Annotated in this window: 13 protein-coding genes; 2 read left to right on the top strand and 11 right to left on the bottom strand. The window is 57.1% G+C overall.

Going from position 1 to position 15966, the window contains the following annotated elements; genetic code table 11:
- Positions 1 to 149 precede the first annotated feature (149 nt).
- From menB to O2597_RS16010, 7 genes are read right to left on the bottom strand one after another with little or no spacing between them, the layout of a single operon-like run.
- A complete protein-coding gene (menB, locus tag O2597_RS16040; protein WP_269526470.1) occupies positions 150 to 986 on the bottom strand; it encodes a 1,4-dihydroxy-2-naphthoyl-CoA synthase in 837 nt (278 codons plus the stop codon).
- A gap of 3 nt (positions 987 to 989) precedes the next feature.
- The gene (gene menD, locus O2597_RS16035; RefSeq protein WP_269526469.1) at positions 990 to 2744 is read right to left on the bottom strand and encodes a 2-succinyl-5-enolpyruvyl-6-hydroxy-3-cyclohexene-1-carboxylic-acid synthase; all 1755 of its coding nucleotides are present in this window, start codon (positions 2742 to 2744) and stop codon (positions 990 to 992) included.
- Positions 2745 to 2776: 32 nt separating this feature from the next.
- Complete coding sequence (locus tag O2597_RS16030; protein WP_269526467.1) at positions 2777 to 5434, bottom strand: PAS domain-containing hybrid sensor histidine kinase/response regulator; 2658 nt, start codon at positions 5432 to 5434, stop codon at positions 2777 to 2779.
- A 49-nt stretch (positions 5435 to 5483) separates the two neighbouring features.
- On the bottom strand, positions 5484 to 6200 hold the full coding sequence (locus tag O2597_RS16025) for a LamB/YcsF family protein (protein ID WP_269526464.1): 717 nt from the start codon (positions 6198 to 6200) through the stop codon (positions 5484 to 5486).
- Positions 6182 to 7048: a 5-oxoprolinase subunit C family protein gene (locus O2597_RS16020; protein WP_269526463.1), complete on the bottom strand. Its 867-nt coding sequence runs from the start codon at positions 7046 to 7048 to the stop codon at positions 6182 to 6184. Before O2597_RS16020 ends, O2597_RS16025 begins: the two co-directional genes overlap by 19 nt.
- Complete coding sequence (locus O2597_RS16015) at positions 7041 to 7706, bottom strand: 5-oxoprolinase subunit B family protein (protein ID WP_269526462.1); 666 nt, start codon at positions 7704 to 7706, stop codon at positions 7041 to 7043. Before O2597_RS16015 ends, O2597_RS16020 begins: the two co-directional genes overlap by 8 nt.
- 60 nt (positions 7707 to 7766) lie before the next feature.
- Positions 7767 to 9008 (bottom strand): L-rhamnose isomerase, encoded by a 1242-nt coding sequence (locus O2597_RS16010; RefSeq protein WP_269526460.1) that lies wholly within the window; start codon positions 9006 to 9008, stop codon positions 7767 to 7769.
- A gap of 114 nt (positions 9009 to 9122) precedes the next feature.
- Between O2597_RS16010 and O2597_RS16005 the strand changes: the two genes are divergently transcribed.
- Entirely contained in the window at positions 9123 to 10019 is an 897-nt protein-coding gene (locus O2597_RS16005; protein WP_269526459.1) for an AraC family transcriptional regulator, read from the top strand.
- On the opposite strand, the gene O2597_RS16000 is transcribed toward O2597_RS16005, so the two are convergent.
- The 4 genes from O2597_RS16000 to O2597_RS15985 all read right to left on the bottom strand — a co-directional run bounded on the left by O2597_RS16000 (position 10010) and on the right by O2597_RS15985 (position 14749).
- Positions 10010 to 11539 carry a hybrid sensor histidine kinase/response regulator gene (locus tag O2597_RS16000; protein WP_269526458.1) on the bottom strand — a complete coding sequence of 510 codons (1530 nt, stop codon included), beginning with the start codon at positions 11537 to 11539 and terminating at the stop codon, positions 10010 to 10012. The two genes, O2597_RS16005 and O2597_RS16000, sit on opposite strands and share 10 nt — an antisense overlap.
- An 81-nt stretch (positions 11540 to 11620) precedes the next feature.
- A complete protein-coding gene (locus O2597_RS15995) occupies positions 11621 to 13021 on the bottom strand; it encodes a hypothetical protein (RefSeq protein ID WP_269526457.1) in 1401 nt (466 codons plus the stop codon).
- Between the two features lie 67 nt (positions 13022 to 13088).
- Entirely contained in the window at positions 13089 to 14159 is a 1071-nt protein-coding gene (trpS, locus tag O2597_RS15990) for a tryptophan--tRNA ligase (protein WP_269526456.1), read from the bottom strand.
- Between the two features lie 107 nt (positions 14160 to 14266).
- Positions 14267 to 14749: a hypothetical protein gene (locus tag O2597_RS15985; RefSeq protein ID WP_269526455.1), complete on the bottom strand. Its 483-nt coding sequence runs from the start codon at positions 14747 to 14749 to the stop codon at positions 14267 to 14269.
- Positions 14750 to 14871: 122 nt separating this feature from the next.
- Here O2597_RS15985 and O2597_RS15980 point away from each other — a divergent pair, with 122 nt between their 5' ends.
- Complete coding sequence (locus O2597_RS15980; protein ID WP_269526454.1) at positions 14872 to 15930, top strand: glycosyltransferase family 8 protein; 1059 nt, start codon at positions 14872 to 14874, stop codon at positions 15928 to 15930.
- Positions 15931 to 15966: the final 36 nt, after the last annotated feature.

Below are 15966 nucleotides of genomic sequence, written 5' to 3'. Positions count from 1 at the left end.
CTGAGCAAGTTGGGGGAATTCCGGGACGGGTGCAAGTGCTGGTTTCGAAGACGTCCGGGTCGCCCACGGCTGCCTACGGGCGACTCCTGCATGCAGAGCCCATGGGAAACAGGCCCTTTGCCGCGCCCAAAGCGTGCCTCAGCCGCGAATCAGGGAAGCCACGGATACTTATTGAAGTCCGGCGGGCGTTTTTCATTCCAGGCGCGCCGCCCCTCCTCGCCCTCTTCGGTCAAGTAATAGAGAAGCGTCGCATTGCCCGCCAGCTCCTGCAGGCCCTGCTGCCCGTCGACATCGGCATTAAAGGCCGCCTTGAGGCAGCGAATCGAGAGCGGGCTGTGCTGGAGGATTTCCTTTGCCCATTGCTCGCCCTCCGCCTCGAGTTGCTCGTAAGGCACCACCTTGTTCACCAGGCCCATATCCAAGGCCTCGGACGCATTATATTGGCGGCAGAGATACCAGATCTCCCGGGCCTTTTTCTGCCCGACAATGCGTGCCAGATAACTGGAGCCAAAGCCGCCGTCGAAGCTGCCGACCTTGGGGCCGGTCTGACCAAAGACCGCATTATCCGCCGCAATGGTCAGGTCGCAGACCACATGGAGCACATGTCCCCCGCCGATCGCATACCCCGCGACAAGGGCGATCACGACCTTGGGCATCGAACGGATAAGCTTCTGCAGATCCAGCACATTGAGGCGCGGCACCCCGTCCTTGCCGATATAGCCACCCCGTTTGTGTCCGCGGATTTTCTGGTCGCCGCCGGCGCAAAATGCGAATTTCCCGTCGGTTTGCGGGTTGAAGCCGGTCAGTAGGACTACCCCGATGGAACTGTCCTCGCGGGCGTCGGTAAAGGCCTCGATCATCTCCGCCACGGTGTCCGGAGTGAAAGCATTGCGCCGGTGTGGCCGGTTGATGGTTACCTTGGCGATCCCTTCGGATTTCTCGTAGATGATTTCCTCGAAGTCGCGGACTTTTTGCCAGTTCGTCATAGTCTAATTTGGATTAAGGATCTGTTTCAAAGCAGTACGGGACACTTTCCTGTCCGTCTTCAACTCAAGCACGCGCAGGCCGCGCGCCGGCAGGTGGTTGATTAGTCTGACGAAGGTATCCCAATCGTCAATACACTGGTACGCCACGCCGTGTGCGTCGGCAAGCTTTGCCAGGTCGACTTCCTGCGGGGTTGCGAAAAACGCCTCAAACGGCGGCTCCAGTGAAGCGACCGGCAGCAGTTCGAAAATGCCGCCTCCGTTGTTATTAAGGCAGACCACCGTGAGGCTCCCCTGCATTCGTGAGGCCGCAAGCAGTGCGTTGCTGTCGTGCAGGAAGGCAAGGTCTCCGGTTAGGAGAATGGAAGGCCTGTTCCCGTGTGCCATGCCCATGGCGGTACCCAGGGTGCCGTCGATTCCGTTTGCGCCACGATTGGCCAGTACCGGGCAAGCCCGGTTTCCGGCTGCCCAGAACCATTCCGCATAACGAACACTCATGCTACCCGCCAGGAAAACAGGCGTCCCTACGGGCAAGTGTCCTGACAACAACCACGCGGCTTTCCCCTCGAAGCTAGACTGCTCCGCTTTCAGGGCGGTTTCAATACGCTTCCGTACTTGAATCTCGCGCGTACTCCAAGCGAGCGTCCAGTCCGGGTCGCTACGCTGATGGCTCAGGTGTTCCGCCAATCGATGCACCTCTCCGGTCATCGGGACGGCCACCCGGTGCAAGGGGTCCGTGTTGGCAGGAAACTCCGCAAGCAAAAAACCCACGGCATCCAGCCGTGAAAGCCACTGCCGGAGAACCTTGCTTGTGGGCAGAGGACCGATCTGCAAAACCGCAGTCGGCGACAGTTCATCCACAGATGAAGCATCCCGGAGGATGGCGTCATAGTTGCAAACCAGCGCGGGCATCTCCCCGGCATGCCCGCGGAGCGGGTTCAAGACATCGGCAAGTACCGGCCAACCCAGCTTCTGGGACAGCATGGCCACGGCATCGGTAAAGGGCTCATTTCCTCCCTTCGGGTTTACGTCGCCCACGACAATCAAGCCGTGAGTATGACTGGCCAGGCGTTCGCCCGCGACGGTATCTAAAGCGTTCTCAAGCGACACCGACTCGCAGATCCGAGTCAGAACGGTGGACGCGTCCTCCAAGACATCCTTCCCGACCACCGGTTCGTCTGCTGGCGAAGGAGCAAGCGGGTCCCGAAATGGAAAATTCAGATGCACTGGACCGGGATTGTGATGGGTGGCCTGGTCGACCGCATGTACCAGTCGCTGACGCAGGTAGGCCAGCATCTCCGCGCTAACTTCGGGCAGGGCCATCTCATGGAAGCTACGGACATAAGCGCCGAACAGTTTAAATTGGTCGATCGTTTGTCCGGAGGAGCAATCGCGCAATTCCGGGGGGCGGTCTGCGGAAAATACGAGCAGCGGCGTCCCACTCATGGAGGCTTCGATCACTGCGGGGAAATAATTGGCGGCAGCCGTTCCTGAAGTACAGACCAGCACCACGGGTTTGTGGCTGCGCTTGGCCAATCCCAGCGCATAAAAGCCGGCGGAACGCTCATCCAGAATGGGGATGGCATCCAGCTTTGGGTTCCGTGCCGCCGCCACGGTCAAGGGCGTGGAACGCGACCCCGGCGAGATCACCACATGCTCGACCCCGAGGCGGGACAGGACTTCCATGCACACTGCAGCCCAGGCGCTGTTCACATTGGAACGTGCCAGGCTGTCAAATATTTCGTGATCAGTGTTTTCCACAGTTTATTGAAGCTGAACTGCTTTCCGGTGAATTACAAATCCTTCGGTACACGACAAAGCACTTGAATCAAGCCCTCTTCTGTTGAGGGTTTTTCCAGATAGTCGTCCATACCTGCCTCAACAGCCTTTTTTCTTTCCTCCTCAAAGACATAGGCGGTAGCCGCAATCAGCCATATCCGATGCCCGCATGCGGTGAACCTTCCGGACTGTTCGTTTGCCCGAATCCGGCGTGCCACCTCGAAACCATCCAGTTCCGGCATATTGCAATCCAGCAAGACCAGGTCGTAGGGCTCGGCCTCAAGTCTTTCCAGCAGTTCCGCCCCACTCTCCGCAACGGCCACCGCTAAACCCAATGACTTCAATTGCAGGCTGAGTACCATCCTGTTGGTCGGGTCGTCGTCCACAACGATCAAGCGCAGCTTTTGGATCGACTCCGGGATGGTTTCTACCTCGGCCGACCGCGGCTCCGTTTCCCTTTCACCCGCCTTGGGAAAACGGATTTCAAACCAGAATGTCGTTCCCTCTCCGGTGGTACTGCTCACACCGATCTCCCCGCCCATGATCTGGACCAGATTCTTCGTAATGGACAAGCCCAGCCCCGTGCCACCAAAATTCCGTGAGATGCTGGAATCCGCCTGGGCAAATGGCTTGAAAATGCGCGCCTGTACCTCCGGAGGCATCCCCACTCCGGTATCCCGCACTTCGAATCGTACCAGAACCTGATCCGCGCTGGATTGTACGGCTTGCGCGGAGACACGCACCTCACCCTCGTTCGTGAATTTGACCGCATTGCCGACCAGGTTGCCCAGAATCTGCGCCAGGCGGTGGCTGTCCCCGATCAGTTCACACCGCATTTCCTCTTTAATTGCGTTGACCAAGTTAATCGACTTGCTGGCGGCCTGAGGGGCGAACAGGAGCATGGTGTTGTCCATCACCTCTCCAAGATTGAACCGAGTCGCCTCCAGTTGCATGGCGCCTGCTTCGATCTTGGAGAAATCCAGAATGTCATTTAATACCGTCAAAAGTACTTCGGCACAGCGGGACAGGGTCTCGGCCATGCGCTTGGACTCGTCATCCAAACCGGAGTTCACCAGCAGGTGCGACAAGCCGATGATCCCATTCATCGGGGTCCTGATCTCATGGCTCATTTTGGCCAGGAATTCGGACTTCATCTGGACAACTTTCTCGGCTTCTTTGCGTGATTCCTCCAGTGCTGCCTGCACACGCTTCTGTTCGGTAATGTCCACCGCCACCCCCATTCCGCCGATCACTTTTCCCCTCGCGTTCAAAATAGGGGAAACCGTCAATAAGACCGGTATTTTTTCACCATTCTTCTTTGTGTAGGTCCATTCATCGACGTAGCGTCCATAGAATTCTGCCGCCCGCATGAAGAGTTCGACATCCGGGCGAAGCCTTTGACCGAACTTTTTTCCAAGGATTTCCGCGCGATCAATCAACTCCCGCCGTTGGTGGAAAATGGATGGCTGGTAATGCCCGACTAGATCTGCACTGGACCACCCGGTCAATTTCTCGGCCGCTTCATTTAAGAACTGGATGATGCCATTATTACCGACGGAAATGACTGCGACTTCCGCATTCTGCAAAATAGTGCTATGCATCGCCTGCAGGCTCGCGATCTGGTCACGGTGATACTCCTTCAATAGAAGCCCTCCCAGAAGAACCAGAACCAAGGCCATCCAGGAAGCGACCAGGATCCGGTTACGGAACAAGACCGGGTTCAATACCCCTTCAATCATTGATTCCGGCATGCGGGACAGCAGTATCCATCTATAATCCCCGTTCGAGTCCTGCATGCGGATGCCGCCAACACTCGACTGGTAGGGGGAGAGCGTGCGCCAAGTGTACAGATCTCCGGCCCCGGAGAGAAAACTGCCTCTGCCGAGTGCTGTGATCCGGGACCATAGTTCGGGCTGCTGGTCCTGGATCCGCGTGCCCTCTTTTCCGCCAAACATAAAACCCCAAGCCTGCCCGGAATTGCGATGCATGAGCCAATAGCCTTCAGAATTCAACAGTTCCAACGCCTTGTTGACATCCATGGCTTGAAGCGAGCGCAACAAGCGGTCCGCGTCAAAATTGACAACCAGCACTCCCGCTAGTTGAGCATCACTCCGGTAGATGGCCTGAACGATGCGTAGAGTCGAACGATAAGGCCGTTCGATTCCCCCCCGTTCGACATTCAGATCAAGCGGCGATATGTAAATATCGCCCCGGGGGAGCTGTATGCCCTGCTGAAAATAATAGCGCTCGGCCTTGTCTTGTAGCTGCTGTTCAGGGATCACCAGTCCACTCTTCTCGACGCGGATTTGCTCCATCCCGTCCGGACGTATGAAGCGTATCTGTAGTAAACCGGTCCCTTCTCGAGCAAAATTACCGAAGTCCGCTTCAAGTGCTTGCCGCGTCCCCGCCCCAGGCGTCTCCGAGTATCGGGCGAGACTCGGCAAACCGCTTAGCAGCAGCGAGTCCTGGATCGATTCATCACAAAAGCGGGCAATTTGTTGCTGCATCAATTCCAACATGTGGATGTTGCCGGATTCGAGACGGCTCATGCGTGAGTCACGCTCAGAGACATAGCCGATTCGTAGCAACCCGAAGCCCAACACGCAAACTAGGCAGAGAAGTCCCAGTGCGAGCCGTTGTTCGGCCACAAAGCGTTTCAAGAATAGGGACATTGAGTTCTATATTTCGATGCGGGGACTGTCTTTTCAAGCAACAAGCGCCTCATGCACCCTTTATCAATATATTCAGGCTGTCGATCAGGTCGACTGCTCCGGGCGAATCGGAGTGCACGCAAATCGTCTGGGCGGCTAGGTATACCGCCCGGCTTCGGGCCGGCATCATGCCGGACGAAATCCATTGGCTGATCCGGTCGACGGCGGCCTCGTGCGATTGAAGGACGGCTCCCGCTTCATTCCGTGGAACGAGATGGCCGTCATCCAGATAGCCACGATCCGCAAAGAGCTCTTCATACACCTCGATTCCCGCCTCCCGGGCCATCATGGAAAAGCTGCCTCCAGCCAGAGCGAAGACAGCCGGCCTGGATGGCAGACGGTCGAGGAAGGCCAGATAAGCATTGGCGAGCGCCGCATCGCGCTCAACGAGATGATACAATCGTCCGTGCAACTTGATGTAGTCCATGGTGCAATTCATGGACTCACAAGCCTGCAGGAACAATCCGACCTGATGCTCGAGCAAGCTCCTGAACGCATCTGTGTCAACGCGCCCTGTACCACGTCCTCCGTCGCTGGCGAGCCCCGGATGTGCACCGATCCGCACGGCATGCTGGCGCGCCAGCTCGAGAGTGGCACGGGTTTTCTCATTCGAGCCCGCATGCACCCCACAACAAATGTTGGCAGCATCGATACGCGACATCAGCACTGCTGTCTGAACGAGGTCTTCGTCCTCTCCCAAGTCACAATTTAATACGAGTGTACCCATGAGAATCTGATTTGTGTGCCGGGGGCACATTGAACGAGCCAATCCAGCTCCTGTTCGGGAATGACGGCGATTTTCGAGTATCCGCCGACCGTGGGGCCGTCATTCAAGGTGATGATCGGCTGCCCATTTCCAGGGACTTGTATACTGCCGGGAAGGACCGGCTCACTTGGAATGCTTGGCGGCACCATCAGGGTCGGGCCCTCCAGCCGGAAGCCGGTGCGATCCGAACGTCTCGATACCGTCCAAACGGCCTGTGTCATGGCGTCCCTGCCGGCTTCATCAAAACTGTCATATTGCGGCCCGGGATATAGGCCCAAACTCACTTGCTTCGCGAACTTACGCACCAGCTCAGGACTCAGGATCCGGCCGGCGACACGCCCGTCGTCCCAGAGCGGCGCAGATTTCATGGATGCGAGCGTCATTCCAGCACAGACCGACTCGCCCAGGCCGGTTCTGGGATCAACCGAAACACTGCTGAAATAGCGTGGCGCGAAAAAACCACCCGGCACCGCCAAATAGGAACAAAGGCCGGTTCCGGGTTGGTCGAAGACAAGTTCCGCGCCTGCTTGAATCTCTGCCGCCGTCCATGATGCGAGACCGGAGCAATGGTCTGCACCGGCCAAACCGATCCAGACGTCACGCAAGGCTCTCAGGCGAAAACCCTGCTGGATGATTTCGAGAACCGGCGCGTGGGGCGCATTTCCGACGAGGCGGTTCGCATGTTCGGCGGAATAGCGATCCAGTACGCCACCGGGAGGCACACCAAAGCGCCGCCACCCCGGACGGCCGGCATCCTGGAGGCTCGCGCCTGCGCCTGTCGCCAGAATTTCAATACATGGTTCAGGCATCTCCGAGCTTCTCCACTACTTCGAAACGCACTTGATCCCCGGCCTGCAGCAAGCACGCAGCGGCCTGCGTAGCCGGGCTGCCACAGGCGACTCCCGGATCGAACAGACGGACATTCGTACGTCCCAGCAAGTGCCAGCCGCCGGGACTGGCCACCGAATATATCCCCGCATGTGGCCCGCCAATCGCAACGGAACCCGGCTTGATATGGTTACGGGGTTCGTCCCTGCGGGGCAGGTGCAGGCGCGGAGACAGCCCTTCCAGATAGGGAAAGCCCGGCGAAAAACCGATCATCCGGACGGTGTAAACCGGCGTGCAATGCTGCTGAATCACTTCCTCCGGACGCAAGCCCGTGACCCGGGCGACAAACTCCAGGTCCGGGCCGTCATAGCACACCGGTATGCGTCGCAGGCTTCGGCCTTTCAGCCGTGCCCCGCCTCCGGCGGAACCGACATCATGCAGCCCCAACCACTCTTCCAAGTGCTCAAATCCGTAGCGCTCCTTGAAGTAGAATAGCAGGGTATTATAGCCCGGCACATACTCCGCCAATCCCTGTGGCGGGCATTGCTCGGCGGCCGCAATCAAACGCCAGCGGCGCTCCTCGTCCAGTTCCCGGACGAGAATCCCACGCTCACCGTATGACTGGAGCTTGAATTTCAACCCCTGCCATTGTCCGGATTCGGTTCACGGAATCAATAGCAGGGATTGAAAACTCATACATCAGACGCGCTGGCTAAGAACCTTGCTCTCGTAGTCTTTGACCTCGGAAAGCAGGTCCAGTTCACCGGGAACATTGTTGCGTTCGCAGAACGCCTCCCAGATGACGGCCCAGGGCATGGCCTTGCTTTGTTCGAGGAGTGCGAGTCGCGTGGTGTAATCGCCGGCCAATTCGGCTTCGCGCAGAAGCTTTGCAGGTTCGAGCAGCGCGAGCAGGAGGCATTTCTGCGCAGCCCGCGTGCCAATGGCCCAAGCGGCGATCCGGTTGATGGAGGCATCAAAGAAATCCAAGCCGATATGGGTGCGTGCGAGTGCGTCACAACGAACCAGTTCCTGCATGATCGCCTGGGTCTGGTCATCAAAGAGCACGACGTGGTCACTGTCCCAGCGTACCCCGCGTGAAACGTGCAAGAGTAATTCGGGAACATACATCAAGACCGAGGAAACCTTGTCCGCAATCGTTTCGGTCGGATGAAAGTGCCCCGCATCCAGGCACAACGCGGTCTGGTTCTGGATCGCATAGCCCATGTAGAACTCGTGCGAGCCAACCACGTAGCTCTCCGAGCCGATACCGAAGAGTTTGCACTCCACCGCATCAATATTGTGGGCCTGGTCCAGCTTTTCAGTGAAAATACGATCCAGGCTGGACTTCAGGCGCTCGCGGTAACCGAGACGATCCGCAGGCAGGTCTTTCATCCCGTCCGGCACCCAAACGTTGGTCACGGCGGCACTACCAAGCTGCTTGCCGGCTTCGGCGGCGATTTTCCGGCTCAGCTGGCAGTGAGTAATCCAGAATTCACGTATCGCCTCGTCCGGATGGCTCAGGGTCAGCCCATCATCCGCCTTCGGGTGCGAAAAACAGGACGGATTGAAATCCATACCGATCCCCTGCGACTTGCACCAATCAATCCAGCCTTGGAAATGGGAGGCTTCAATGGCATCGCGTTCGACTTTTTTGCCCCCGAAATCGCCGTAAATGGCGTGCAGGTTCAAGCGGTGCTTGCCGGGCAGGATCGACAACACCTTCTCCAAGTCCTGCTGCAATTCATCGATGCTTCTTGCTTTGCCCGGGAAATTGCCGGTAACGGCCAGGCCGCTCCCCAACTCGCCATCGCCGCCCTCAAAGCCTCCGACATCATCCCCCTGCCAGCAATGCAGGGAAATCGGTGTACCGGCGAGCACTTCGAGCGCTTTTTCTACGTCCACGCCAATCGAGGCGTACTGATCTTTGACCTTTTCAAACATGATAAAGAAGGGGGTTAAGGGTTCAGATACATGCTAGCAGAACAGGATGCCGAAGGAAATACACAGGCTGATGAATTGTTTGCACTTTTTGACAATTCCCTCAGGCTAACTTAGATGAAACCGACCAAGGAGAGCTACAGCCGATACCTGCCCCCCGACACAAGTGTGAGCCAGTGGGGTTGGCGCCTGATCGATGCCGGCCGGCAGCAGTGCCATCCCGGAGGCGCCTACCCAGCGCCCGGGCACCCCCTCGCCTACCAGTTTGACAACAACGGACGACGCGTGCTCAGCGAGTACCAGATCCTTTATATCTCGGCCGGGAGCGGCTTCTTCGAATCTTCCTCATGCAAGCTTACGACTCTATCCGCAGGAGATGCATGCCTCATTTTCCCCGGAGAGTGGCATCGCTACACCCCTTCCTCCGATACCGGATGGAGCGAATACTGGGTCGGCTTCGAGGGCCGGGAGGCAGACCGGGTCGTGACTACATTCTTCAATCGCAACAATCCGGTCTTCCAGACCATATATAGCGCAGAACTGATACGCTTGTTCGAGCAGCAACTGGAGTGGTTACAGGCACCCAAGGCCGGCGGAGAACAAGTCCTCGCCAGCCATATCCCCTTGCAATTATCCTTGATGAGGGCCAGCGCTTTGTCTGATTTGTCAAACAAACCTCTGACGCGACGAGTGGTTAGCAAGGCAAAGGCGCGCCTGCTTGAAGCCGGCCCCGAACGTACGGACCTCGAAGCCCTCGCCATGGAGCTAGGCATCAGTTATTCTTCCTTTCGGTCCACCTTCCGCGAGCATACAGGATATTCACCCAGGGAGTTCGAGAACCTGATCAAGTTAAACAAATCGAAAGATATGCTTCGTTCCGGCGAATACAACGTCTCCGATACGGCGGAGGCCCTGGGCTTTGCTTCCGTGCACTATTTCTCACGAGCCTTCAAGCGGCAGTTCGGGGTTTCGCCGCTACACTGGCTGGAGGCACGAAAGGACGTTCAGCCCTGATCCCCTTCGATATGAAGAATCTTGCTGATCCGTTCCGCAAGATTATCGGCCGTGTAAGGCTTGGAGAGGAAGTCCTCCACGCCGGTCTGCCTGATTTCCTGCATTTTATCAGGCTGCTTGTGGCCGCTTGAAACCAGGATTGGCAACTCGGGACTCAGCTTCTTTAGCGCGCGGCAGAGCGCCGGCCCATCCATGAAAGGCATCTCCACATTCGTGACGACCAGATCAACATCGTTGATCCTGGCCGCATAGACCGCCAGGGCTTCCGTCCCGTCTTCGGCCGTGATCACGGAATAACCACGCTCCTCCAGTGTCCGCTTGATCGTTTCCCGGATGAAGAATTCGTCATCGGCCACCAGAATCAGTTTGCCGTTGCCTTCGGCACTGATGGGGAACGGTGGCGCAGAGCCCTTGATTCCCTCGGGACTGATGGCAGCAGGCAGAAATATACTCAGCGTTGTTCCCCGCCCCTTTTCACTATCCAAAACCATGAAGCCTTTATGGCCTTTCACGATGGCTTGGGAATTGGCCAGGCCAAAGCCATGCCCTTTTTTGGGCTCCTTTGTCGTGTAAAAGGGTTCCGCAACGCGAGCCAGAAGGTCCGGCTCGATGCCAACCCCGGTGTCCTTGAAAACAAAACTGACATAGGCACCCGCCTTCGCCTGGGGCGCCAAGCTTTCAAAGTTCTCATCGAAGAGGCGGTTGCCGGCCTGAACCAGCAGGCTGCCCCCCTCCGGCATCGATTCGCAGGAATTCTGGATGATGTGGCGAAACACATGGGTCAGCTCCTTCAAGTCTCCCCTGCATTCCCATAGATTGTCATCCACCTCGATCTGTACTTGAACCGACTCCGGCACCAGTTCCTCTCGGGCACGACGAATGGCGCGAAAGATCTGGGTCGCGCGGATCGACTCGTTGCCGCCACCCCGCCCCCGTTCAAAGGCCATCAGGTCCGCAATCAACTCGGCACCCCGATTGGCGCATTTTTCGATCATCGAAATCATGTTGCGGGACCTTTCGTCCTCGATGGTGCGCTTGAGCATGGCGGAGGACAACATGATCGGCGCCAGTGCGTTGTTCAGCTCATGAGCCACCCCGCCGGCCAGAAGGCTGGAGGAACGCACCTGATGGGCGCGTGCCTCCGCATCGGCAACCTTCATTTGCTCGGTCACATCGGTGTTGAAGCTGAGAATCGCATACGGACTGCCGTCCGCATGACGCAAAAGGCTTTGCCGGGCACGGACAAGGTGCTCATCGCCGTTGCGGTCCATTTGGCGCAAGTTGCCTTCCCATTTGCCGGCGTCGAGCAGAATGCCCAGTGCCTCCTTGCGCGCCGCAGTATCCATATAAAAAATACGCGTTACCGGACGGCCTTGGATCTCGTCGATCGACCATCCGTAAAATTCCTCTGCCGTCTGGTTCCAGTAGAGAATATTGTCCTTCAAGTCGTGAACGACAACAGCATCCGGAGAAGCGGCGAGTAGGTCTTCGGGAGTAAAGTTGGAATCCGGTTGGGACATCGAAAAAAGAAAGCTTACAGCTTGATTAAGCAGTTTGCATGCTGAAACAAATTCATATTCGTAATTCCTGGCCTAGGCGAGTTAGAATTTCGGCTCGATTTCCAGTTTTTGGCCGGGTTCAAGGCGATGTTTCCCGGTCTTGTCCGGATCCTCGTCGTTCCGATAGACGCAGATCTCGATTGTTTCCTCCATTTCGGCGGGTGCGATCCATCGCCAGGTGCCAATGGATTCAAATTCCATCAAAATGCCGGATTCCCAATTCAAGCCGGCTCCGCTTCCACGCAAATACGGCTTGTTGCCGATACCGATGAGGACATGGATCGTAAGTGTCGTATCGTTCTTCTTGATTCTCGCCTTTTTGGCCGGTGCGGCCTCTGGCATATCGTCAAACAACATGTCTGAGGCTTCCATCGGGGGCACTTCAGCCTCCAAGTCGATGTGCTCCTCGGCGGGAGGCGGTTCGGGCGCGCGCGGAACTTCAGGTGTAAGTTCGGGCTCAGTCTCGGCAGCCTCTGTGCGTTCGCTTGCTTCCGCGTCATTGACGGGTAAGGACGGCGGGGCTTCGACCAGCTCAGGTACGGCCTCCTCGCCCTTGATTTCAGTCGCTTCCAACGGGGTATCCTCTTCCGCCGGCGAGTCGTCGACAACACGGGGTTCCGGGCTGTCTGCGGTGGCTTCCGGATCGGACGGTTCCGGTTCCAATGCCTCGGTCCGGGGCTGTGTTTCTGGCTCCTTCAACACCTCCTCGCTTCGTGCCTTGGCTTGAATGATACGACTGACCGCCTCCGACTTGTCTACGGCCTTGTCCTTGATCGCGCGGTGCAACAGCCGCGCTTCCGGCTTTTTCGGATTACGCGGCGACCGCACAGGCCGTGCCAGTGGCTGAGCCGGCCTTTCACTCAGCCCCTTCAATCCCGCTTCGGTGGCTTCCATTCGGGATTGTGTCGCCGCAAGCTGTTCGGCCATGCGCTTGAACTGTTCCGTTAAGCTGGCCAATTCGGCTGAGTGCCGATCGCGAGCGGCAGCTAAGTCGGCAAGGCCCTCTTTCATCACCGGCAGATCCGGGTCCACTTCGGGCTCCGGAACCTCCACCTTGAATTGTGCGAGTTTGGCGTCGACCAGACTGGCAATCCGGTCTCCGGCATGTCCGAGATCCTGAAGCTGTTCATCCCTCAATTCGGCGGCCTCCTGCATCTGGACGATCGCCTGCGCCAGTTCCCGGACCTGGCGTTGCAGGACACGGATCTCTGCGCTCTGGTCGTCCGCCAGATCCTGCGTGCGCATCCAGTGCTCAAACAGGTATGGCAGGCATAGGAGCGCTGCGCCCAAGGCCACCGCGGTGACACAGGACGCCACTTGCCAATTACTCAAATCCCATTGACCGAGAACCGCAATGGCCAGTGCCGTGGCAACCAAGAGCAAATCGCCCAAATAAAAGGGCCATTTGGACAGGGTTAAGGCTGGGTCTTCCTCGGATTGCATTCGGGGGTTAAGCACGTATGAAGTAAGCTGTAGCTATAGCCCGTAAGCGCTTGGTATCAATCCTGTTTTACCGGGGCCGCTCCACAAATCCGGCTTTCCGGTAAACCTTGCCAAGAACCTTGTAGGCGCGCTTTTGGGCAGCTTCCGCACCGCTTTTCAAGACCGACTCCAGATAGGCCTTGTCGGCAATCAGTTCGTGGTATCGGGCCTGAACCGGTTCGAGCACGGAAATAACCGCGTCAGCCACTTCCTTCTTCAGGTCCCCATACCCCTTGCCTTGCAGTGCGTCTTCGATCTCCGCGATCTCACGCCCACTCATAGCCGAGTAGATCTGCAATAGGTTGGAAACGCCTGGCTTATCCTCCCGTGCGACGATTTCACTGCCGGAATCGGTGACCGCGCTCATGATCTTCTTCTTCAGCACCTTGGGATCGTCCAAGATGTAGAGCGTCGCGTTCTGGTTCTCGTCACTCTTGGACATCTTGCGATCCGGGCTTTGCAGCGACATGACCCGGGCACCGGCTTTGGGAATGAAGGGTTCGGGGATCGTGAAAGTATCGGAATAGGTGTGATTGAAGCGCTGCGCCAGGTCGCGGCAGAGTTCCAAATGCTGGCGTTGGTCGTTCCCCACCGGCACGGCGTCCGCATTGTAGAGCAGGATATCCGCAGCCATCAGGACAGGATACATCAGCAGGCCGGAATTGACCGAAGCCTGGGCTCTCGCCCCCTCGTGGGAGAAACGAAGCCCATTCGCATCCTCCTCGTCAGCCACTTTGAAGCCCAGCTTGGCCGCCTTTTCCTTGAACTGGGTCATACGCTGCAAATCCCCGATGGGGGTAATGCAGCTGAGGAGCCAGGCAAGCTCAGTATGCCCAATCACGTGCGACTGGATAAAAATATTGGAACGCTCCGGATCCAGGCCGCAGGCAATATACTGGGCGACACAGGACAATGTATTCTTCCGTAGCTCCGCAGGTGTGTATTTGACTGTAATGGCGTGCAGGTCGACCACTCCGAAAAAGCATTCGTAATCGTCGAGCATGGTCGCCCAGTTCTTGATCGCACCCAGGTAATTACCGATGGTCAGAACACCGGTGGGCTGTGCACAGGTCAGGATTACTGGCTTTGAGTCACTCATATGCCGCGATTGACAGAATTGCCCGCGCGCTTGTCAACCTTCCACATTTCGAGGCGGACCAAGATGTGGGCCGCAACAGCAAGCCCCTCCCCCCCGGTGCTGCCGCGCTAGTTCTTGTTCTGCTGGCGAAAGACGGTGACGAAATCGGTCATCAAGTCGCGCAGCGAAGACTTGATCGCGTCTTCCATGGCGCTGCCGGTCACAACCGAACCGGAACCGCGCTCCATCTCGAAAATAGTCGCCACGGTCTTCTCGTTATTGCGGTCAATGGTCACATAGTCACGCACGCGGAGCAGAAGATCATAGCTATTAGCCGTGCTGGTAATGCTGATCTCGAGAACGGGAATGTTGCCCTCCGGTTGGTTCACCACGTAAGGGCGCAGGCGGATGTCTCCCCGGCGCAGCTGCAATTCGACAATATCACTGTAATCGATTTGCTCGCCGGGCTTGATACCCAACGCACCGGAGGTGTCGACTTTCATGTAGAGATGATTGATCCCTCTTAGGTGACTATCCTCTTCGGCAGCTGAAAGAAAGGGACTCGTGAGGAGCGAGAAACAGGTAACAAGAAAGCAGGCAAACAAACGCATAACGAAATAGAATTGAGGTTAAACACCCAATTACTTAATCCCTACATACTACACTGTAAATTAAAAACCCGCCTACCACAGCCTGCTCCGCTTTCTTTTAAAGAAAATGTGGCGATTCCTCTATGCCAGCTAATACCGCACTCGTCTTCAGCTTTAACAAAGACTTCGGGCCCGCCCTGATGAACAGTCTGGGCTCCGTCTTTCTGACCAGCGCGCTCGATACTTTCAATATTCATATCTTCTACGATATCCGGGACGAACCGGAAGTATGGTTCGATCGCATACTCTGCCTGTGCGATCGATTTACTTTCCCCAGGGACCGCATCCGCTTCCATCCGGTCGAACTTGGCTATTTTGAAAACCGACTCCCCCAATTGTCGATTTCGAGCCTGAGTTACGCCCGGTTTTACATTCCGGAACTACTGAGCGAAGATACCGTCATCTATCTGGATGCGGACACCCTGGTCCTGAAGGACCTGTGCGAACTCGCACGCCTCTGCCCGAATGACGCTCCTCTTGCGGCCGTTCTGGACTCATTTAACCCGACCCATGAATACGATGGCTATACCTACAAGGGGCAGCCTGCCTCCACCACGGAAAATTACTTCAATAGCGGAGTCATGGTGATCAACCGCAAGCGTTGCGCCGAGATCAATCTCTTCAAGGCATTCGAGCGGGTCCTCCCGGATCTGGTATTGGGCAGCTTCAACGACCAGACCTACCTCAATGTAATCTTCAAGGGAAACTGGATGCGGCTGCCTGACGAATGGAATGTCCAGTCGCCTCCCCGTCATCCCGCGGCACGTCGTTGCGACTTCAGCAAGATGGCCCTGCTCCATTATGTGACGAAAGAGAAACCGTGGAAGTGCGCCCACTACGACGTCCCCAACTTGCTGTGGCATACGCTGGCACTACAGTTGAATGTGGCCGAGGACATCCCCGGCATCAAGGCCGTGCACGGCAAGCTGACAACCTGCCGGAGGCATTTTCGATTCATGGAGCGGATCGGTCTGTTGCGCGCGTTTCCCCGCTTCGCTCGTTCCCTTCTGAAGGCGAAACCAAACAAGAAGGTCTATCGCCGGTATATGGAGGACGTCCGGAAAAACCTGCCTTGGATGGACCAGTGGCTGGCAAATTGCCGTCTAAAACCGGTGCGCGAGGCCTGGCGACTGGATCGCTAAGCAATAAAACAGCCACCCGGCATCACACCGGGTGGC

The organism is Coraliomargarita parva (assembly GCF_027257905.1).
In the GTDB taxonomy this organism is placed as follows: domain Bacteria; phylum Verrucomicrobiota; class Verrucomicrobiia; order Opitutales; family Coraliomargaritaceae; genus Coraliomargarita_A; species Coraliomargarita_A parva.
Note: the sequence above shows the minus strand (reverse complement) of the source record. Positions and strands in the feature narration are given on the sequence as shown.